The 17,358-nt window shown below is 58.6% G+C and carries 14 protein-coding genes and 4 tRNA genes; 10 read left to right on the plus strand and 8 right to left on the minus strand.

All coding sequences use genetic code 11. The features are described from left to right. Positions 1 to 125 precede the first annotated feature (125 nt). Both serS and cysG read left to right on the plus strand, forming a co-directional pair. Positions 126 to 1,418, plus strand: a complete 1,293-nt coding sequence (serS, locus tag C4S63_RS04450) for a serine--tRNA ligase (protein WP_103916828.1) — start codon at positions 126 to 128, stop codon at positions 1,416 to 1,418. Positions 1,419 to 1,450: 32 nt separating this feature from the next. After that, on the plus strand, positions 1,451 to 2,842 hold the full coding sequence (gene cysG / locus C4S63_RS04455; RefSeq protein WP_103916829.1) for a siroheme synthase CysG: 1,392 nt from the start codon (positions 1,451 to 1,453) through the stop codon (positions 2,840 to 2,842). A gap of 112 nt (positions 2,843 to 2,954) precedes the next feature. Here cysG and C4S63_RS04460 read toward each other — a convergent pair whose 3' ends face one another. From C4S63_RS04460 to C4S63_RS04480, 5 genes are all read right to left on the minus strand, one after another. Next, positions 2,955 to 3,956: a glycosyl transferase family protein gene (locus tag C4S63_RS04460; RefSeq protein WP_103916830.1), complete on the minus strand. Its 1,002-nt coding sequence runs from the start codon at positions 3,954 to 3,956 to the stop codon at positions 2,955 to 2,957. 79 nt (positions 3,957 to 4,035) lie between these two features. Then, positions 4,036 to 4,287, minus strand: coding sequence for a hypothetical protein (locus C4S63_RS04465; RefSeq protein WP_103916831.1), 252 nt, complete (start codon positions 4,285 to 4,287; stop codon positions 4,036 to 4,038). A 4-nt stretch (positions 4,288 to 4,291) separates the two neighbouring features. Further along, on the minus strand, positions 4,292 to 4,594 hold the full coding sequence (locus C4S63_RS04470; RefSeq protein ID WP_146063351.1) for a hypothetical protein: 303 nt from the start codon (positions 4,592 to 4,594) through the stop codon (positions 4,292 to 4,294). Then, positions 4,587 to 4,946, minus strand: coding sequence for a sulfurtransferase complex subunit TusD (tusD, locus tag C4S63_RS04475; RefSeq protein WP_062817285.1), 360 nt, complete (start codon positions 4,944 to 4,946; stop codon positions 4,587 to 4,589). The genes C4S63_RS04470 and tusD overlap by 8 nt, the downstream gene beginning before the upstream one ends. Beyond that, positions 4,946 to 5,626, minus strand: a complete 681-nt coding sequence (locus C4S63_RS04480) for a Bax inhibitor-1/YccA family protein (RefSeq protein ID WP_062817286.1) — start codon at positions 5,624 to 5,626, stop codon at positions 4,946 to 4,948. The genes tusD and C4S63_RS04480 overlap by 1 nt, the downstream gene beginning before the upstream one ends. 418 nt (positions 5,627 to 6,044) lie before the next feature. On the opposite strand from C4S63_RS04480, the gene C4S63_RS04485 reads away from it, so the two are divergent. After that, positions 6,045 to 6,132: transfer RNA gene (locus tag C4S63_RS04485), tRNA-Ser, on the plus strand. A 161-nt stretch (positions 6,133 to 6,293) separates the two neighbouring features. Here the strand turns inward: C4S63_RS04485 and C4S63_RS04490 are convergent. The 3 genes from C4S63_RS04490 to C4S63_RS04500 are packed head-to-tail and all read right to left on the minus strand — an operon-like array spanning position 6,294 to position 9,258. Beyond that, positions 6,294 to 7,316: an ArsA family ATPase gene (locus C4S63_RS04490; protein ID WP_103916833.1), complete on the minus strand. Its 1,023-nt coding sequence runs from the start codon at positions 7,314 to 7,316 to the stop codon at positions 6,294 to 6,296. After that, positions 7,316 to 7,585 carry a cory-CC-star protein gene (locus C4S63_RS04495; RefSeq protein ID WP_103916834.1) on the minus strand — a complete coding sequence of 90 codons (270 nt, stop codon included), beginning with the start codon at positions 7,583 to 7,585 and terminating at the stop codon, positions 7,316 to 7,318. Before C4S63_RS04495 ends, C4S63_RS04490 begins: the two co-directional genes overlap by 1 nt. Beyond that, a complete protein-coding gene (locus C4S63_RS04500) occupies positions 7,585 to 9,258 on the minus strand; it encodes a carbon starvation protein A (RefSeq protein WP_063508276.1) in 1,674 nt (557 codons plus the stop codon). The genes C4S63_RS04495 and C4S63_RS04500 overlap by 1 nt, the downstream gene beginning before the upstream one ends. A 257-nt stretch (positions 9,259 to 9,515) precedes the next feature. Here C4S63_RS04500 and uvrY point away from each other — a divergent pair, with 257 nt between their 5' ends. From uvrY to C4S63_RS04535, 7 genes are all read left to right on the plus strand, one after another. After that, positions 9,516 to 10,169 carry a UvrY/SirA/GacA family response regulator transcription factor gene (gene uvrY / locus C4S63_RS04505; protein ID WP_062817289.1) on the plus strand — a complete coding sequence of 218 codons (654 nt, stop codon included), beginning with the start codon at positions 9,516 to 9,518 and terminating at the stop codon, positions 10,167 to 10,169. Between the two features lie 86 nt (positions 10,170 to 10,255). Continuing rightward, a complete protein-coding gene (uvrC, locus tag C4S63_RS04510) occupies positions 10,256 to 12,079 on the plus strand; it encodes an excinuclease ABC subunit UvrC (protein ID WP_103916835.1) in 1,824 nt (607 codons plus the stop codon). A gap of 246 nt (positions 12,080 to 12,325) precedes the next feature. Next, entirely contained in the window at positions 12,326 to 12,925 is a 600-nt protein-coding gene (gene pgsA / locus C4S63_RS04515; RefSeq protein ID WP_082810885.1) for a CDP-diacylglycerol--glycerol-3-phosphate 3-phosphatidyltransferase, read from the plus strand. Between the two features lie 173 nt (positions 12,926 to 13,098). Beyond that, a tRNA-Gly gene (locus C4S63_RS04520) sits at positions 13,099 to 13,174 on the plus strand. A 54-nt stretch (positions 13,175 to 13,228) separates the two neighbouring features. Next, positions 13,229 to 13,302, plus strand: a tRNA-Cys gene (locus C4S63_RS04525). Between the two features lie 22 nt (positions 13,303 to 13,324). Next, positions 13,325 to 13,410: transfer RNA gene (locus tag C4S63_RS04530), tRNA-Leu, on the plus strand. A 262-nt stretch (positions 13,411 to 13,672) separates the two neighbouring features. Further along, entirely contained in the window at positions 13,673 to 17,344 is a 3,672-nt protein-coding gene (locus C4S63_RS04535; RefSeq protein ID WP_103916836.1) for a response regulator, read from the plus strand. Positions 17,345 to 17,358: the final 14 nt, after the last annotated feature.

Genomic DNA, 17,358 nt, shown 5'->3' on the forward strand with positions numbered 1-17,358 from the left:
CCGCCCGTCAGGGCGCTTTCGCGAGCAGGTTCGCCATGCAAGCATGGCTCCTACAGGAAGAATCTTATCAGCGTCTTGCGTCAGGCATCTGGCGTCGGGCGTTTTTTGCCTGGAGTGAAACAAACATGCTGGATATTCGTGCCCTGCGTCAGGACGGTGAAGCCATCAAGGCAGCACTGGCCAAGCGTGGTTTTGACCTGGATCTGGATGCCTTTGCCGCCCTGGATGCCCGCCGCAAACAGGCCGACGTGCGATCCCAGGATCTGCAGGCCGAGCGCAAGAAAGCGTCCAAGCAGGTGGGCCAGCTGATCCAGTCCGGCATGGATGTGGAGCAGGCCAAGGCCCAGGTGGCCGAATCCCTGAAGACCATTGACCAGGAACTGGATCAGGAGGTGGCTAACGCCAAGGCGATTCAGGATGAGATTCGTGATTTCCTGATGGGCATTCCCAATGTGCCTCAGGACGCCGTGCCTGCCGGCAATGACGAAGACGACAACGTGGAAGTGCGTCAGTGGGGCACACCGAAGACCTTTGCCTTCGAGCCAAAGGACCATGTGGATGTGGGCGAGGCGCTGGGGCAGGGCAGTCTCGATTTCGAGCGTGCTGCCAAACTCTCCGGCAGCCGCTTTGCGGTAATGACTGGTGGCCTGGCCCGTCTGCATCGTGCGCTAATCGATTTTATGCTCGATATTCATAGCAGCGAACACGGCTATGAAGAAGTTTATGTACCTTACCTGGTGGGTCCGGAAGCCCTGCGCGGCACCGGCCAGCTGCCCAAGTTCGCGGATGACCTGTTCAAGATGGAAGGGGAGCGCGAGCTGTACCTGATTCCCACCGCCGAGGTCCCGGTAACCAATCTGGCCGCTGACGAGATTATCGATGCGGAGGCGCTGCCCCGGCGCTATACCTGCCATACCCCCTGTTTTCGCTCCGAGGCTGGCAGCCATGGCAAGGATACCCGCGGCATGATCCGCCAGCACCAGTTCGAGAAGGTGGAGCTGGTGCAGCTGGTGCGCCCGGAAGAGTCGGATGCGGCCCTGGAAGCCCTGACCGGCCATGCGGAAGCGATTCTGCAGAAGCTGGATTTACCCTATCGGGTAGTGATCCTGTGTGGCGGCGATCTGGGCTTTTCTTCCTCCAAGACCTATGACATTGAGGTATGGCTGCCCAGCCAGCAGCGCTACCGGGAAATCTCCTCCTGTTCCAATTTCCGTGACTACCAGGCCCGCCGCATGCAGGCCCGCTGGCGTAACCCGGAAACCGGCAAGCCCGAACTGGTACATACTTTGAATGGGTCGGGTCTGGCAGTAGGGCGTACACTGGTGGCGATTCTGGAGAACTATCAGAATGAGGATGGTTCCGTAACCGTACCGGAGGCACTGCGCCCCTACATGAGAGGCCTGGAGCGGTTGCAGTAGCACGCTCCCGGTCATTGAAACAGGGAGCAATCATGGAATTCCTGCCAATCAGCTGGCGTCTGCAGGGCAAATCGGCCCTGTTGGTGGGGGGCGGCGAAGTGGCCCTGCGTAAGGGGCGTCTCCTGCACCGATCTGGCGCAAAGGTGAATGTGGTTGCGCCTGAAGTGTGCGCAGAATTGTGCGACATCGTGGCGCAGAGTGGCGGTGAGTGTGTTGAGCGTGCCTTTGAATCCGGCGATCTGACCGGTCAGGCTTTGGTCATTTGTGCCACTGACGATGGGTCCGTGAATGCCTCGGTGGCACAATTGGCCCAGGAAAAAGGCCTGCCGGTGAATGTGGTGGATAACCCGTCTCTGGGAGATTTCATCTTTCCGGCTATCGTGGACCGTTCCCCGGTGCTGATCAGTATCAGTTCCTCCGGGGCCTCGCCGGTACTGGCGCGCAAGCTGCGCAATCAGCTGGAGTCTGCGTTGCCGGCTCGCTGGGGCCGCCTGGCTGACCTGATGGCCCGGTTCCGCCAACCCCTCAAGGACAAACTCAAGAGCGTGGGCGCCCGCCGCCTGTTCTGGGAGCAGGCCCTGGAAGGTCCCCTGGTCGAAAAAGTCATGGCCGGCAAGGACAGCGAAGCCGAAGCCATGCTCAGCGAAGCCATCGAGCAGGCCGATGCAGCCCGCTTGAGCCGTGGTGAGGTCTACCTGGTGGGCGCCGGTCCCGGCGACCCGGACCTGCTTACTTTCCGCGCCCTGCGCCTGTTGCAGAAAGCCGATGTGGTCCTCTATGACCGTCTGGTGGGACAGGGCATCGTGGATCTGGCCCGGCGGGATGCGGAACTGGTTTACGTGGGCAAGGCACGGGACAAACACGCCTTGCCCCAGGACAATATCAACGAACTGCTGGTCCATTACGCCAAACAGGGCAAGAAAGTGTGCCGGCTGAAAGGGGGAGACCCCTTTATCTTTGGCCGCGGCGGCGAGGAAATTGACCTGATCGTGGCGGAGGGCATCGACTTTCAGGTGGTGCCGGGGATTACTGCCGCCAGTGGGTGTGCCGCCTATGCCGGTATTCCGTTGACCCACCGTGACCATGCCCAGTCCGTGCGCTTCGTTACCGGCCATCGCAAGGATGGGACCGTTACCCTTGACTGGGAGCACCTGGTCAGTGAAACGGAGACCGTGGTCTTCTACATGGGGCTGGTGGGGCTGCGACAGATCTGCACTGAGCTGATGGAACACGGTCGAGCCGGCGACACGCCCATCGCCCTGGTGTCCCGCGGCACTACCAACCTGCAGGAAGTGATCACCGGTACCCTCGATAGCCTGCCGGATCAGATTGAAGGTCGCGAGGTTCATGCGCCGACCTTGATCATTGTTGGCAGTGTGGTGAGCCTGCATTCGCAGTTTGAATGGTTCGGGAAGGGTAATTAATAGTTAATAGTTACGCGGTCACGCGTATGGGGTTTTCAGACAAAGAAGCCGCGACCATAGCCATGGTCGCGGCTTCTTGCTTTCAAAACAGACGGGCCATCTCTCGTCGTTATTAATTATTCATTATTAATTGCCTTTTCCTGTTCTGCCACAACTCACGTGCCAGCTCCTGTGCTTCTTCCAGCGAAGCCGCCCGGTCCAGTCCCCATAGCGCTACCGCTACGGTCTGGATCACTGCGTTTTCGCCATAGTCATCGCTCTGCTCGCCACGCCATACCGCCAGCACGGTTTGTGCATCCGGCTCGCCAGGGGGGCTTTGCCGTGGCATGACGTTATCCAGAACGGCTGCGCCTTCCAGATGTTCGCCATGTCGGATGCCGGTGATCTGGGTGCGCGCATCCGGGCGGATTTCCAGTTCGCCGCCTTCGCCCTTGAATAACAGCAGGTCCTGATCACCCGCCAGGTCGGCGGCACCCTGGTGCAGCTCGATGTAGGCGGGATGGAAAACGCTCTGCATGGACAGGGGCGCTTTGGCCGGATTGAGACTTCTCGCCAGCGTATTGATGGGGGAGCGCAGGCCAAGTAAGTAGCGCAGGGTCAGCAGGTGCGATAGTGGCGCGCAGAAAGTCTCCAGCGGCAGATACGCCAGGCCATACTGATCCAGATGGGCGGCGGCGGCCTGTGGAGAATCGGCCACCGGCAGCCCCAGTTGTGGCAACAGCTGGTCACTGTAGACCCGGTTCGGGGTATGGGCGGGCCCGCCATGAAGCAGGGTGCGGATGCCCTGGCTAGCCAGTAACAATGCTGCCAGCAGATACCAGGGGTGGTGCTTTTTCTTGCCCGCGTAGCTGGGCCAGTCAAGCTGCACGTCCGGCAGGTCGGCCAGCGCCCGGTAACACACCGGACGGCAGGCATCCAGAAAGCCGGCCAGCTCCTCGGGCGTTTCTTCCTTTACCCGTAGCAGCATCAGGAAGGCGCCAAGTTGAATGTCTTCCACCTGGCCATCGAGAATGGCCTGCATGGCTTCCCGGGCTTCCTCCCGCGTGAGACTGCGCCGTGCCCGTTTACCGCGGCCAAGTGTGCGTACAAAAGGGGCAAAAGCATGTTCAGTCATGGTTAGCCTCGTGGATGCCCGTCACTTCAGGCTGGGAAGGGTGCATGTTGCGTGAAGCGTACGACGAGTGAGCGCGATATCAATACCAACTGGTACAGGGGCCATGTTCGGCGACCAGCTCCAGCAACCGGGCGTGGTCAATAACAGGCAAGGTGTTGTCCGGCAGAGCCAGTGCGGAGTGCTGCAGCAAATAGCCTTCGCCTTTCAGTGCGAAGCCGGAAGCGCACAGCAGGCCGGCATCGCTGAACACGCAGATATCGCCGTCACGATACAGGGTCTCGAATGTCTGCCGTTGGGGACTGTGCGGGGGAAAACCGATCAGATGAATCATCGCTTCAGAACACCACAACCTGAGCGCACTGGTCGCGCAGCCTCAGCAAGGATTGAGAGTCCAGCGTCTCTACCGGGACTGGCGTCACTGGCGCAAGACTGTCAGTGACACAGCGTACGCCAAAGTCGGGGAGCTGTGCCAGAGCGTCGCTGGGTGCCCGTTGCAGCTGAGACAGGGACGCTTCGGTGAGCCACAGGATCGTGGGCTGGCCAAAGGCTGCCCCGGTTAACAGCATATCCAGGGTTTCCTGAAACTGGCTGGAAAGCGGCGCACTGCCGGTGGCGATGTAGAGAATCGGGTTAGCCAAACTGAATGACCCGGTCGCTGTTGATAAGAGCATCGGCCCACTGGCCCAGACCGGCCAGAGTAAAGCCCTCTGCCAGGGTATCCGGTACCACGCCCCGTCGCTGGGCTGCGCCTACACAAACCACTGCATCAACAGGGTTTTCAGCCAGCCATTGCTGCCATTGTTGCGCGGCACAGGCCTGATCGCCGTCGCCACGCCAGGCATGACGGTTGGCCAGGTGCACGGCGTCACGGTAGAAGAAAAGTCGGTACAGATGGAAGTTGGGGTGGGCCAGTAATGCCCGGGCAGTATCAAGGGCAGTCAGTGCGGCGGCGGAATCCGCCGCCGCATTGACCAGAAGGGCAAACCGCATCAATCATCGCCACCAAGGGCGGTGAGCAGGTGCAGCAGAGACATGAAGAGGTTATACAGGGACACGAACAGAGTTACCGTGGCCATGATGTAGTTGGTCTCGCCGCCGTGAATAATGGCGCTGGTCTGCCACAGGATCAGCATTGAGGACAGCAATACGAAAGCGGCGGAGATCGCCAGGGCCAGTGCGGGTATGGCGAAGAAAATATTGGCGATTGCCGCAATAAAAGCCACCAGAATACCGACCATGATGAAATTGGTCATGAAACTGAAGTCTTTCTTGGTCACCAGAGCGATGGCTGACATGGCCACGAAGATGCCTGCAGTGCCGCCCAGGGCCATGGTTACGATTTCCATGCCGCCCGGCATTTGCGCGTACATGTTGATGATCGGGCCAGTCGTAAAGCCCAGCCAGCCGGTCAAACCGAATACGGCCAGAATGCCCCAGGCGCTGTTGCGGAGCATGTTGGTAGCGAAAAGCAGACCAAAGTACACGCCGAGGGTCAGCCAGACGTTAACAAAGCCGATGTTGCTGGCCATGGCAAACCAGGAGGCGCCGGTGGCCACAATCAGTGACAGCCCCAGCAGCATGTAGGTGTTCTTCAATACCTGGGCCGCGCGCTCCCCGGTGACGGCTACGCCGTGCGGAGAGACGGAATAGGGGTTGGTCTGGTTATTCATGTGTTTGCACTCATCCTTAGGAATTGTCCCTGTGATAATAAGGGCGGTAACGCCAAAATCAAGCGAAGAAACAAGGCATAAAGGTCGATTTTTTATGGGTCCGACGGGGGATCAGGGCAGGGCGGGCGCTACAGCCGTTTTTCGACCAAAACGGCGCCGCAACGGGGTTGATCCGAATCGGCAAAGGCATCGGGTTTTGCTATGACTGAACAAATGCTGATCGGCAGTGGCAGTCTCTCAAAGACAGGGAAGCGTTGATGAGGCGGCTACCCATGTGCAGTGTGGCTGATTGTTCCCGATTTAGTGAGGAGATGATTGAGTTGGCCCCGCAGCTGATTAACTTTCCACCAGTTGCAGCGAGGATTTGCGAAGCGCGATTGACTGACTTCATTGCTCATGTATTATTGCGGGCCTGTCTGGAGGGGTGGCAGAGTGGCCGAATGCACCGGTCTTGAAAACCGGCGACGGGAGACCGTCCGTGGGTTCAAATCCCACCCCCTCCGCCAAACAAGAAGCCCGTGCTCGCAAGAGCGCGGGCTTTTTTTATGGCCAATCGGGCGACGAAACCGACGACGGAGCGGTAGCGAGTTACGAGTTACGAGGAGCAAAAGTCGAAGCTGGTTTTGATTTTCGCTCCTCGTAAATCGTAACTCGAAAACCTGCGTGTCTATATCCTTGGTTCCAGCAAAGCCGCAAATTCCTGTAGCCCGTCCAGTCCCTGAATATCATCCTCCAGCAACGGTAGCTGGATTCTGGGTAGTCCTTTGAGCGCCTCATCCAGTTCGATCATGTGTCGTTGCTGACGCACCAGGCGGGCGGCGAAGAAGGCGCTGTCGGCGGCATCCGGGAGTACCCGGTTGACGATGGCCCCTGCCACCGGGATATGGCTGTCGCGCAGGGTGGCTACGGCGCGGGCGGTTTCCAGGATGGGCAGGCGTTCCGGGGTCAGTACGAACAGGAAGGCGGTGTGGTCCGGGTCGCTGAGCTGCCGTCGGGTGCGGTGGAACAGGCGCTGTCTGGTCATCAGCGTTTCTGCCACTTCTCGACTGCGCGGGTCCAGATCTGCGGTGGCGTGTTCGGTGGGGTCCTGCAGCGGGCTGTCCAGGTCCTTGCCGGGAGTCAGGTGTCCGACCACCTTGCCCAGGGTTCGTGCTCTTTCATTGTGGCGTAACAGACCATCGGTCCAGGCGGCCATCACTTCCGGCAGGCTCAACAGTCGCAGAGTGTGGCCGGTGGGTGCAGTATCGAAAATTACCAGGTCATAGTCGCGGCTGTCTTCATCGATAGTGCGAGCGATGCGTTCCAGCAGAGCCGCTTCCTGGGCACCAGGAGACTGGCGACTCAGACGCAATTGCTTTTCCAGCTCCCGCACCTGGTCCGGGCCGGCAAAGCGCCGCATCTGGGCACTGACACGATCCAGATATGCCTCCACTTCCTGATCCGGGTCCAGCTCCAGGGCGACCAGATTGGGAGCCATGCGGGTCGGGTGGTTGCCGATGGGCCGGTCGAAGGCGTCGGCCAGACTGTGGGCGGGATCGGTGGATACCAGCAATACCCGGCGCCCCTGTTCTGCGGCGCGCAGGGCCAGTGCCGAGGCGGTCGTGGTTTTCCCTACGCCGCCCTTGCCGCCAACCATCAGCAGGGACTTTTCCGCCAGCAGTCGATCCAGATCCAGAGCGGTCTCAGCCATCAGCAGCAGCGGAAATGGTCGAGCGGGGAACGTTCCATGCCCATGCGGGTATGCCAATCGTGGAAACGGTCCATGAGTAGCGGTTGCAGTTCCAGCGTGCTCCAGGTCGCCGGGTTGGGTACACCCATCATTTCGGCAAATACCAGCAGCATGAACAGGTCTTCCTCGTCCCGTTTGGCTCGAGCGATGGCCGCCCGATAGGGCGCGTTGTAGTACTGGGCGCCCAGTTCGCCCAGACGGCGAAAAAGCAGCCGAGTCTTGCCGGACATCAGATGTTCTCCGGTGGGGCGCTAAAGGCGCGTTTCAAGGCCGCTGCACACTCCAGGGTCACCAGCAAGGCGGCTACCAGCACGACCAGATCCAGCCCCAGCAGGAACCAGTCAGATTGGTCGTAGAAACTTTTCAGCTGAATCAGCAGGGCGTACAGGGTCATGACCAACAGAAATACCAAGGGCGCCAGAGTATAAATGGCAGGGCGTCCCCGTTTCACCAGCATGATGGTGATCACCAGCAGGGTTAGTCCGGCCAGCAACTGGTTGGTGGTGCCAAACAAAGGCCAGATCAGCAGGCCGCCGGAACCGTCAGCCCCTCCGGCTCCAAAGGCCAGCAGTAAACAGCTGGCCACTGCCAGCAGAGTGGCGGGGAGAGGGCGGGTCAGCCACTTCTGCTGATAGATTTCCCCCCACTCCTGGAAGATATAACGCTGCAGGCGCAGGCCGGTATCCATGGTGGTGCCAGCAAACAGGGCTGCCATGACGGTGAGGAGTGTGGCCGCCACGCCCACATCCATGCCGGTACCACCGGCGAGAATATTGGCGCCACCGTTGACGAAGGCGCTCAGACTGCCATTACCGAAAGCGGTATAGACAGCCTGCCAGTCCGCCAGAGTGGCGAAGCCGGCAGTGGCTGCGATGATGGCCGCCAGAGCCAGGGCGCCTTCACCCACGGCGCCGAAATACCCGACAAAACGGGCATCGGGTTCCTTGTCCAACTGTTTGGAGCTGGTTCCGGATGCCACCAGTCCGTGGAAGCCGGAAATGGCACCACAGGCGATGGTGACGAACAGCAGGGGTAACAGGGAAGGGGTCCCTGCAGGCACATCGTTATTGATCATGGGGGCGACGACCTGTGGATTGCCAATCAGCACAGCGCCATAGAGCAGAATCAGCCCCACGAAAAGTTGTAGCCCATTGATGTAATCGCGGGGTTGCAACAATACCCAGACCGGCAGCAGGGAGGCGATGGCCGCGTAGGCGAATAACAGCAGAATCCAGCTGGCGTTGGCGGACAGGCCCATGACCTGTTCCGGTAATGTCACAGGGACCTGGGGACCCACATAAATCAGGCTGTACAGGGCGATCACCCCCAGCACGGAGACCAGTCCCAGGCCAATGATGCGGCGGTAAATGAGCTGGCCGATGATCAGTGCTACCGCGATGGCACCCCATACCGGGACCACGGACCCCGGGTTGTTGATTAGCAGCTTGGCAATGACCACCCCGAAAACGGCATTCACCATCAACAGCACCAGGAAAATAACGATCATGAACACGGTGCGGGCTCGATAACCCACCACCTCGCCGGTGAGGGCGCCTACGGATTTGGCCCGGTTGCGGACACTGGCCCAGAGCGCACCGCTGTCATGAACCCCGGCAAAAAAAACCGTGCCCAGCACTACCCACACAAAGGCCGGCAACCATCCCCAGATCACCGCGATGGCCGGCCCGACAATGGGGGCGGCGCCGGCAACGGAGGTGAAGTGGTGGCCCCACAGGACAAAACGGTTGGTCGGCACAAAATCCACCCCATCCTCAAATTCGTGGGCGGGTGTCCGAAAAGCAGGGTCCAGCTTGTAGATGCGGGATGCAATAAAGCGGGAGTAGAATAGATATCCGGCGGCCATGCCACCCAGACCGAGCAAAAGTAAAACGATTGCGCTCATGGGGTGCCCTTTGTCATTGTCGCTATGATGGGCCCGTTCGGGCATGCAGCCTATGGTTAGCGGTTTTGCTGCCAGCGTCAACGCGACCAATGGCTAACCCGTTTTATGCAGGCTGGCCCGCGGGCGGTAAATATTCGGGGCACGTGCGCTATGTCATCGTTTGTTCATCTTGCCCTATGCATGCGGGTGCACAGACGCTACTCTTCGGAACATACTGAAAAAGAAGTGGGTAAAGGATTACCCGGGGGAAAGCAGCAATGATCAAAGTATTGGTAGTGGACGACCATGATCTGGTCAGAACCGGTATCTCCAGGATGCTGGACGAGGTTGAAGGTTTGCGGGTTGTTGGTGAGGCCAGCTCCGGCGAACAGGCCGTGCAACTGGCCAAGGAAACGGTGCCGGATGTGGTGTTGATGGATATCAAGATGCCAGGCATCGGCGGCCTTGAGGCAACTCGCAAATTGCTGCGTGTGGACGAGGGCATCCGCGTGATCGCGGTAACCATGTGCGAGGAGGAACCCTTTCCCTCGCGGCTGATGAAAGCCGGCGCCGCCGGCTACATGACCAAAGGGGCTGGCCTGGAAGAAATGGTCAGGGCCATCAAGGTTGTGACCACCGGGCAGCGGTACATCAGCCCGGAAATTGCCCAGACCATGGCGCTGAAGCCCTACACCGGTGAGGATGCCACGCTGCTGGATATGCTCTCCGAGCGCGAGCTGCAGATCATGATGATGATCGTCAACTGCCACAAGGTGCAGGATGTGGCTGACAAACTGTGCCTGTCACCGAAAACCGTCAATACCTACCGCTATCGCATTTTCGATAAGCTGGGCGTGACCAGTGATGTGGAAATGGCACTGCTTGCGGTACGCCATGGCATGCTGGATGCGGTTGAGAATACCGTTCCCTGATGGCAACAGGGCGGTCACGGGAAACAGACAACTGGCTGGGCGAAACTGTTACACTTTGTGGGCAGTAACCGGCCGAGATTGTTCCCTTGTCAGAGTTTGACCCGCAACATTTTCTTGATCATTGCGCTCGCAAGCCGGGCGTCTATCGCATGCTCAATGATGAGGGTGATGTCCTCTATGTGGGTAAAGCCCGTAATCTTCAGGCCCGTCTGAGCAGTTACTTCCAGAAGAATATTACCAGCCCGAAAACCCGGGCCCTGGTGGGGCGTATCGCCAGTGTCCAGACCACAGTGACGGGCAGTGAGGCGGAGGCCTTGCTGCTAGAGCAGTCGCTGATCAAGGAACTACGGCCGCCCTACAACATTCTCCTGCGGGACGATAAATCCTACCCCTACATCCGTATTACCAGCGCTGACCGCTTCCCGCGCATCACCTTTCACCGCGGCAGTCGCCGCAGTGGCAGCCATTACTTTGGTCCTTATCCAAGTGGTGGCGCAGTTCGTGAAGCCCTGTCCCTGGTGGAAAAGGTCTTCCAGGTACGTAACTGTAGCGACAGTTATTTTCGCAACCGCACCCGACCCTGTCTGCAGCACCAGATCAATCGCTGTACGGCACCCTGTGTGGGGCTGGTGAGCGAACAGGACTATGCCCGACAGGTGAAGCTGGCCATGGATTTTCTGGATGGCCGCAGCCGGGAAGTGGTGGAACAGCTCAGCCGGGAAATGAACAGTGCGGCCCAGTCACTGGATTTTGAGCGGGCCGCCATTATTCGCGATCAGCTGGCAGCCATACAGGCTGTTCAGCAAAAGCAGTATGCGGAAACCGGGCAGGGGAATCTGGATGTGGTGGCCATCGATAGCCGCCATGGCCTGGCTGTACTGGAAGTATTGATGATTCGCGGGGGCAGGATTCTCGGCCACCGGACGTTTCGCCCGGATACCCGCGGCGAGGAAGATCAGAACGATATTCTCGAGGCCTTCCTGGCGCAATACTATCTGGGGGACCGGGAGGACCCGGTGCAACCCCAGGAAATCCTGTTGGGCCTGGAGCCTGCCAGCGCTGAGGCATTACAGCAGGCATTAAGCCAGCACTGGGGCAAGAAGGTGCGTCTGGCCTGGCGGGTTCGCGGAGAGCGTGCTGCCTGGATTGCCATGGCCCAGACCAATGCCCAGCAATCTCTGGCGGCCGAGCTGGCCGCCCGCGAGCACATGGAGCAGCGCTTTCTGGCCCTCGAGGCCTTGCTCGGGGCGGATGAGCCGGTTCGCCGGATCGAGTGCTTTGATATCAGCCATACCCAGGGCGAAAAAGCCGTGGCGTCCTGCGTGGTGTTCGACCAGCAGGGCGCCAGGAAAACCGATTATCGCCATTTCAATGTGTCCCCGGCCCATGGCGGTGATGATTATGAAGCGCTGGAAGAGGCGGTGCGCCGGCGCTATCAGCGGGTGCTCAAGGAGCAGGGCAGGTTGCCGGATCTGCTGCTGATTGATGGCGGCAAGGGCCAGATGCAGCGCGCCTGGAGTGTGATGCAGGCGCTTGCCTTGCACGATCGCGTTCGGGTCATGGGTATTGGCAAGGGGCCCAGCAGGCGTCCCGGCTTTGAAGTGCTGTACCTGCCCGATGGTAAGGAACTGGTGCCCGGGCCGTCCCACTCCGCGTTGCACTTGTTGCAGCAGGTTCGCGATGAGGCCCACCGCTTTGCGCTCACCGGCCATCGCGCCCGGCGTGGCAAGGCGCGCAAGCAATCCTCCCTGGACGAAATTCCCGGCATCGGTCCAAAGCGTCGCAAGGCGCTGTTGACGCACTTTGGTGGCCTGAAACAGCTACGCAATGCCTCGGCCGGGGAGTTGGCCCGTGTTCCGGGGATCAATGCCCAGATGGCACAAACCCTGTATGACTGGTTTCATGATTAGGGGCACTAACAGGCAGAATCGCCACGTGCGCTGAGTCAGGGTGGCCTGGGCTGATGATAAATCGGCAATGAGTCACCGTGGCCTTTCCGTTATACTGACTCTTTCGGCCTGTTATTGCCTGCGTTGATCGACAGCGGCAGACATTATGGCTGGCCATGCCCTGCGTTCGTGTCTTTTTATGCTCTTTGCAACGATTTCGACGGAGCAGCGGGGTATCAACAGGCCCTTATTTTGGCGGTAGTACCTATGCAGAAAACGAGCCCGATCCTGAATTTGCCCAATATCCTCACCATGATTCGTGTATTGGCAATTCCCGTTCTGGTTCTGGTGTTCTACTTGCCCTTCAAGTGGAGCGATATGTGTGCGGCGGCCCTGTTTCTGGCTGCGGGCATTACCGACTGGCTGGACGGCTACCTGGCCCGTCGCCTTAACCAGACCAGCCCTCTGGGTGCCTTCCTCGATCCGGTGGCAGACAAGCTGATTGTCGGGGTGGCCCTGGTCATGCTGGTGCAGGTGCATGCCACGGCCTGGCTGGCGGTGCCCGCCATGGTGATTGTGTCCCGGGAGATCGCGGTATCCGCCCTGCGTGAATGGATGGCGGAGCTGGGTCAGCGGGGCAGGGTGGCAGTCAGTCAGCTGGGCAAGATCAAGACGGTGACCCAGATGACAGCCATCACCCTGTTACTGGCCCAGAAGCCCGAGTTCGATGCCCTGGGCGATATCATGATGACTCCCTGGTTGTGGCTCAGCTACGGTCTCCTGTACCTGGCCACGGCATTGACCCTGTGGTCCATGGGCGCATATTTGCGCGCTGCCGCCCCGGAATTGCTGAAAAGTGGTGACTGAGCGGAGTTAAGCCGGCCCGCGCGAGTCTGGCCCTGGCAGAATCGAGGGTTTTTTAGTCAAAGTGCTGAAAAATCAGAAAAAACCAGCCGGGCCGGGTTGACAGTGAGGGGGCGATGGGTAGAATTCTCCCCGCAACGAAGCATGCTTCGCGGCGACTTTTCAAAGCAAGACAAGCGGGAATAGCTCAGCTGGTAGAGCACAACCTTGCCAAGGTTGGGGTCGCGAGTTCGAATCTCGTTTCCCGCTCCAAGTTTTCAAAAGCCTCGGTTCCGCCGAGGTTTTTTCTTGGTAAATCAGTTTAAAGGCGCGGTGGCAGAGTGGTTATGCAGCGGACTGCAACTCCGTGTACGCCGGTTCGATTCCGACCCGCGCCTCCAATTTTCGACCTGCACGGTCACCGCCCGGGTGGCGAAATTGGTAGACGCAACGGACTTAAAATCCGTTGACCTTTGGTCGTGCGGGTTCAAGTCCCGCCCCGGGCACCAGCTTCCTGTTATTGCTTTCCCCCTCCTGGTTATACCCATTCTGACTCGGCCCGAGTCTGCACCTGCCGCTAGTCAGAAAAAATCCCAGTCAAATCAACTATCTGGTTACGCAACTTCAGGCACTTTATTGCCGTATCAGCCCGCTTTCTGGTAGCCTCACACTTTAGTCTTAGCCTGGTCCGCCATCCCATCACGGATACAGGCATGGCCCTTTCGGGGGGCAATGAGAACAAAAAGCCGGAAAGGCGAGAGGGCTATCTGAATGAACTGGTTCCAGAACCTGTCAGTGCGGCTGAAGATCCTGTCTGTGGCCGGGCTGGGGATTGTGTTGTTCGTCGTTTATGCGGCCTACAGCTTTTATATCGCCGAAACCAATATTGATCATCTGAAACGTATTGAAAGCCAGGACTTTCCCGTTCTGGAGTTGGTTAATGCCAACAATGTGGATTTCATTGCCATCAGTGAATCCTTTATTGCTGCCATCACCCAGGCTGACCCGGATCTGTTGCAGGAAGCGCAAAGTCGTGCCGCCGAGTTCGAGCAGCGGCTGGCGGATATTCGTCGCACCGACCCGAGCCTGTCGGGCAGTGTGGAGGATTTGCGTCGCAGCTTCAGCGCCTATATCGGCGAAGCCACCACCCTGGCGCGCAGCTTGATTAACAGCGATGCCGCCGCCGATGATCTGTATCAACGCATCAGCCACGTTCGTGGCCTCCAGGACGCCTACGAGACGCACCAGAAAGCCTTCGAAAAGCAGCGCTACGAGGCGTTTCGAGACACACTGAATGCCAGCCGCTCGGACAATCTCAGCACCCAGAAAATCGGCCTCTTTCTCGGCCTGGTGGCCTTTACGCTGCTGGCTCTCATTGCCCTGCGGGTTACCCGTGCCATTACCTTGCCGCTGGAAGGCGCGGTAAACGCTGCCGACAATATTGCCAACGGCAAGTGGGATACCAAGATCGAGAAGGGCGGTCGTGATGAGACCGGACACTTGCTGCACGCCATTCGCAAGATGCGAGATTCGCTGATAAAACGCCATACCGAGGATCGTCGACAGGAAACCATCAAGAACCATCTGGCCGAGCTTAACAACCGCATGCGCGGGGAGATGAGCTTCGAGCAGCTGGGCAACAATATGCTCAGTTTCCTGGTGCCGGTGCTGGAAGCCCAGGTGGGGGCCTTTTACAGCTTCGATCCTGCCACCGAGCAGCTCACGTTAAGTAGCTCCTATGCCATGCAGCGCCGCAAACATCTGGCGAATACGTTCCGTCTGGGCGAGTCCCTGGTTGGCCAGTGCGCCCTGGAGCGCAAGAGCATTCTGCTCGAGCAGGTGCCGGAGGATTACATCAGTATCGCGTCGGGAACCGGTACCGGGCAGGCCCGCAATGTGATGGTAATGCCGGTTGTTCATGATGACGAAATCAAGGGGGTTCTCGAGATCGGTGCTTTCCGGGAATTCAGTGATGAAGACCTGACATTCCTGGAACAGTGCGTTTCGGTGATTGCGGTATCCGTGCACAGCGTACAAAGCCGTATGCGGCTGGCACAGATGCTGGAACAAACCCAGGAGCAGGCTGAGGCCCTGGAGCGGCAGAAAGAGGAAATGGCACAGGTCAATGAAGATCTGGAAGAACAGGCCATGGAGTTGTCTGCCTCCGAATCCCGACTGCAGCAGCAACAGGAAGAGCTCAAGGCAATCAACGAGGAACTGGAATCCCAGACGCAGGCCTTGCGAGCCTCAGAGGAGAGTCTGCAGGCCCAGCAGGAAGAGCTCCGGGTCACCAACGAGGAGCTGGAAGCCCAGGCACGCCTGCTGACCGAACAGAAAACGGAAATGGCGCAGAAGAACGACGAACTTGAGTTGCTTCGCCATGAGCTGGAGGACAAGATCCGCGAACTGGAGATGTCGTCCAAGTACAAGTCCGAGTTCCTCTCAACCATGAGCCACGAACTGCGGACACCGCTCAACTCGATCCTGATTCTCTCCAATGCGCTGGGCCAGAACAAGAAGGGTAATCTGGATGACAAGCAGGTCGAGCATGCCCAGGTCATTCATTCCGCGGGCTCGGATCTTCTCAGTCTGATCAACGATATTCTCGATATTTCCAAGATTGAAGAAGGCAAGATGGATGTCATCATTGATGACCTGTCTGCCCAGGAAATTGGTGAACATTTCCGGCGTAACTTTGCCCACGTGGCGGAAAGCCGCAATCTGGATTTCCATGTCAATCTGGGCGATAACCTTCCTGATTATTTCTACACGGATCGTCAGCGCCTTGAGCAGATCATCAAGAACCTGCTTTCCAATGCCCTGAAATTTACCGAGCAGGGCTCAGTGACACTGACCATTGCCCGCCCGGAAGAGGGGGAGACCCTGCCGTCCCGCCATCTTCTGCCCGAGAAGACCATCAAATTTGCGGTTACCGACACCGGCGCCGGCATACCGGCCGAAAAACAGAAACTGATCTTCGAGGCGTTCCAGCAAGCGGATGGCACCACCAGCCGCAAATACGGCGGTACGGGTCTGGGGCTGACGATTTCCCGCGAACTTGCCCGCCTGCTGGGCGGGGAGATCAGCCTTTACAGTGACGGGGAAGGCACCGGCTCCACGTTTATGCTGTATCTGCCTGAAGGTTCTGCGGAATCCATGGATGCCACTCCTGGTGATGTGTCCGGTGAGGCAGATATTGGCAGCAACGCGGAGGCCCACACCGCCGCATTGACCCCGAATGAGTCGGGTCGAGACGATTTTGTGGTGCGGGAAAAAACCGTATTGATCGTTGAGGATGACATTGAATTTGCCAATGTCCTCCTGGAGTTGGCCGCGGACTACGGGCTCGAAGGGCATATTTGTTCTGATGGTGAGGCCGGTCTGGAATACGCCAGTCACTACCGTCCCAGTGCCATCATTCTGGATATCGGTCTTCCCGGTATTGATGGATGGGAGGTCATGGAGAAGCTCAAGGCGGATCCCCGCACCAAGGATATCCCCGTTCATTTCCTGTCCGGTCGGGATGAGCGCAAGAAGGCGCTGGAGCTGGGAGCCATCGACTTTCTCACCAAACCTGCCAAGCAGGATGACATCCTTTCTGCTTTCGCCAAGATTGAAGGGGCCATTGAGACCAATGTTCGGCGCCTGCTGGTAGTGGAAGACAGTGAGATACAGCACGAGAGTATCCGCGAGCTGTTTGACCAGAAAGGGGTGGAAATTACCGCCGCCACCAGTGGTGAGGAAGCGTTGACAGCACTTCGGGAAACCGTTTTCGATTGCATGATCCTGGATCTGACCCTGCCGGACATGAGTGGTTTTGAATTACTGGAAACCCTGCACGCCAGCGAGAGTTATGACAGCGTTCCGGTGGTGATCTATACCGGCAAGGACATGACCCGTGAGGAAGAGGCGAAGCTGCGCAAATACGCGGATCGAATCATTCTCAAGACAGAACGCTCCCATGAACGCCTGCTGAATGAGGCCTCCCTGTTCCTGCACTGGCTGGAGTCCACATTGCCGGCCAACCGTCGTCCCGGCAATGATGCGATCGAGCATCGCGATGACATTTTCGAGGGCAAACAGCTGCTACTGGTAGATGATGACATGCGCAATATTTATGCGCTGTCGGCCCAGCTTGAAGAGCTGGGTTTCGACATCACCATTGCCAATAATGGCCGTGAAGCCCTGGATGTGCTGGAAGCGAATGCGCAAATGGATATCGTGCTGATGGATATCATGATGCCGGAAATGGATGGCTATGAGGCCATGAGTCTTATCCGTGAGCAAAGCCGTTTCCAGAAGCTGCCGATCCTGGCCCTCACTGCCAAGGCCATGAAAGACGATCGGGCCAAATGTATCCAGGCCGGGGCGAATGACTACTGCTCGAAACCGATTGATATGGCAAAACTTACCTCGCTGTTGCGGGTCTGGCTCCACAAGTAGGTCTTGGAGGATCA

Origin of the sequence: Alcanivorax sp. DSM 26293, assembly GCF_900107995.1 — a bacterium.
Lineage (GTDB): Bacteria > Pseudomonadota > Gammaproteobacteria > Pseudomonadales > Alcanivoracaceae > Alcanivorax.

Coding starts and splice junctions, on each gene's coding strand:
- serS (WP_103916828.1), top strand. CDS start 126: ATGCTGGATATTCGTGCCCTGCGTCAGGACGGTGAAGCCATCAAGGCA.
- cysG (WP_103916829.1), top strand. CDS start 1,451: ATGGAATTCCTGCCAATCAGCTGGCGTCTGCAGGGCAAATCGGCCCTG.
- C4S63_RS04460 (WP_103916830.1), bottom strand. CDS start 3,956: ATGACTGAACATGCTTTTGCCCCTTTTGTACGCACACTTGGCCGCGGT.
- C4S63_RS04465 (WP_103916831.1), bottom strand. CDS start 4,287: ATGATTCATCTGATCGGTTTTCCCCCGCACAGTCCCCAACGGCAGACA.
- tusD (WP_062817285.1), bottom strand. CDS start 4,946: ATGCGGTTTGCCCTTCTGGTCAATGCGGCGGCGGATTCCGCCGCCGCA.
- C4S63_RS04480 (WP_062817286.1), bottom strand. CDS start 5,626: ATGAATAACCAGACCAACCCCTATTCCGTCTCTCCGCACGGCGTAGCC.
- C4S63_RS04490 (WP_103916833.1), bottom strand. CDS start 7,316: ATGGCTGAGACCGCTCTGGATCTGGATCGACTGCTGGCGGAAAAGTCC.
- C4S63_RS04495 (WP_103916834.1), bottom strand. CDS start 7,585: ATGTCCGGCAAGACTCGGCTGCTTTTTCGCCGTCTGGGCGAACTGGGC.
- C4S63_RS04500 (WP_063508276.1), bottom strand. CDS start 9,258: ATGAGCGCAATCGTTTTACTTTTGCTCGGTCTGGGTGGCATGGCCGCC.
- uvrY (WP_062817289.1), top strand. CDS start 9,516: ATGATCAAAGTATTGGTAGTGGACGACCATGATCTGGTCAGAACCGGT.
- pgsA (WP_082810885.1), top strand. CDS start 12,326: ATGCAGAAAACGAGCCCGATCCTGAATTTGCCCAATATCCTCACCATG.
- C4S63_RS04535 (WP_103916836.1), top strand. CDS start 13,673: ATGAACTGGTTCCAGAACCTGTCAGTGCGGCTGAAGATCCTGTCTGTG.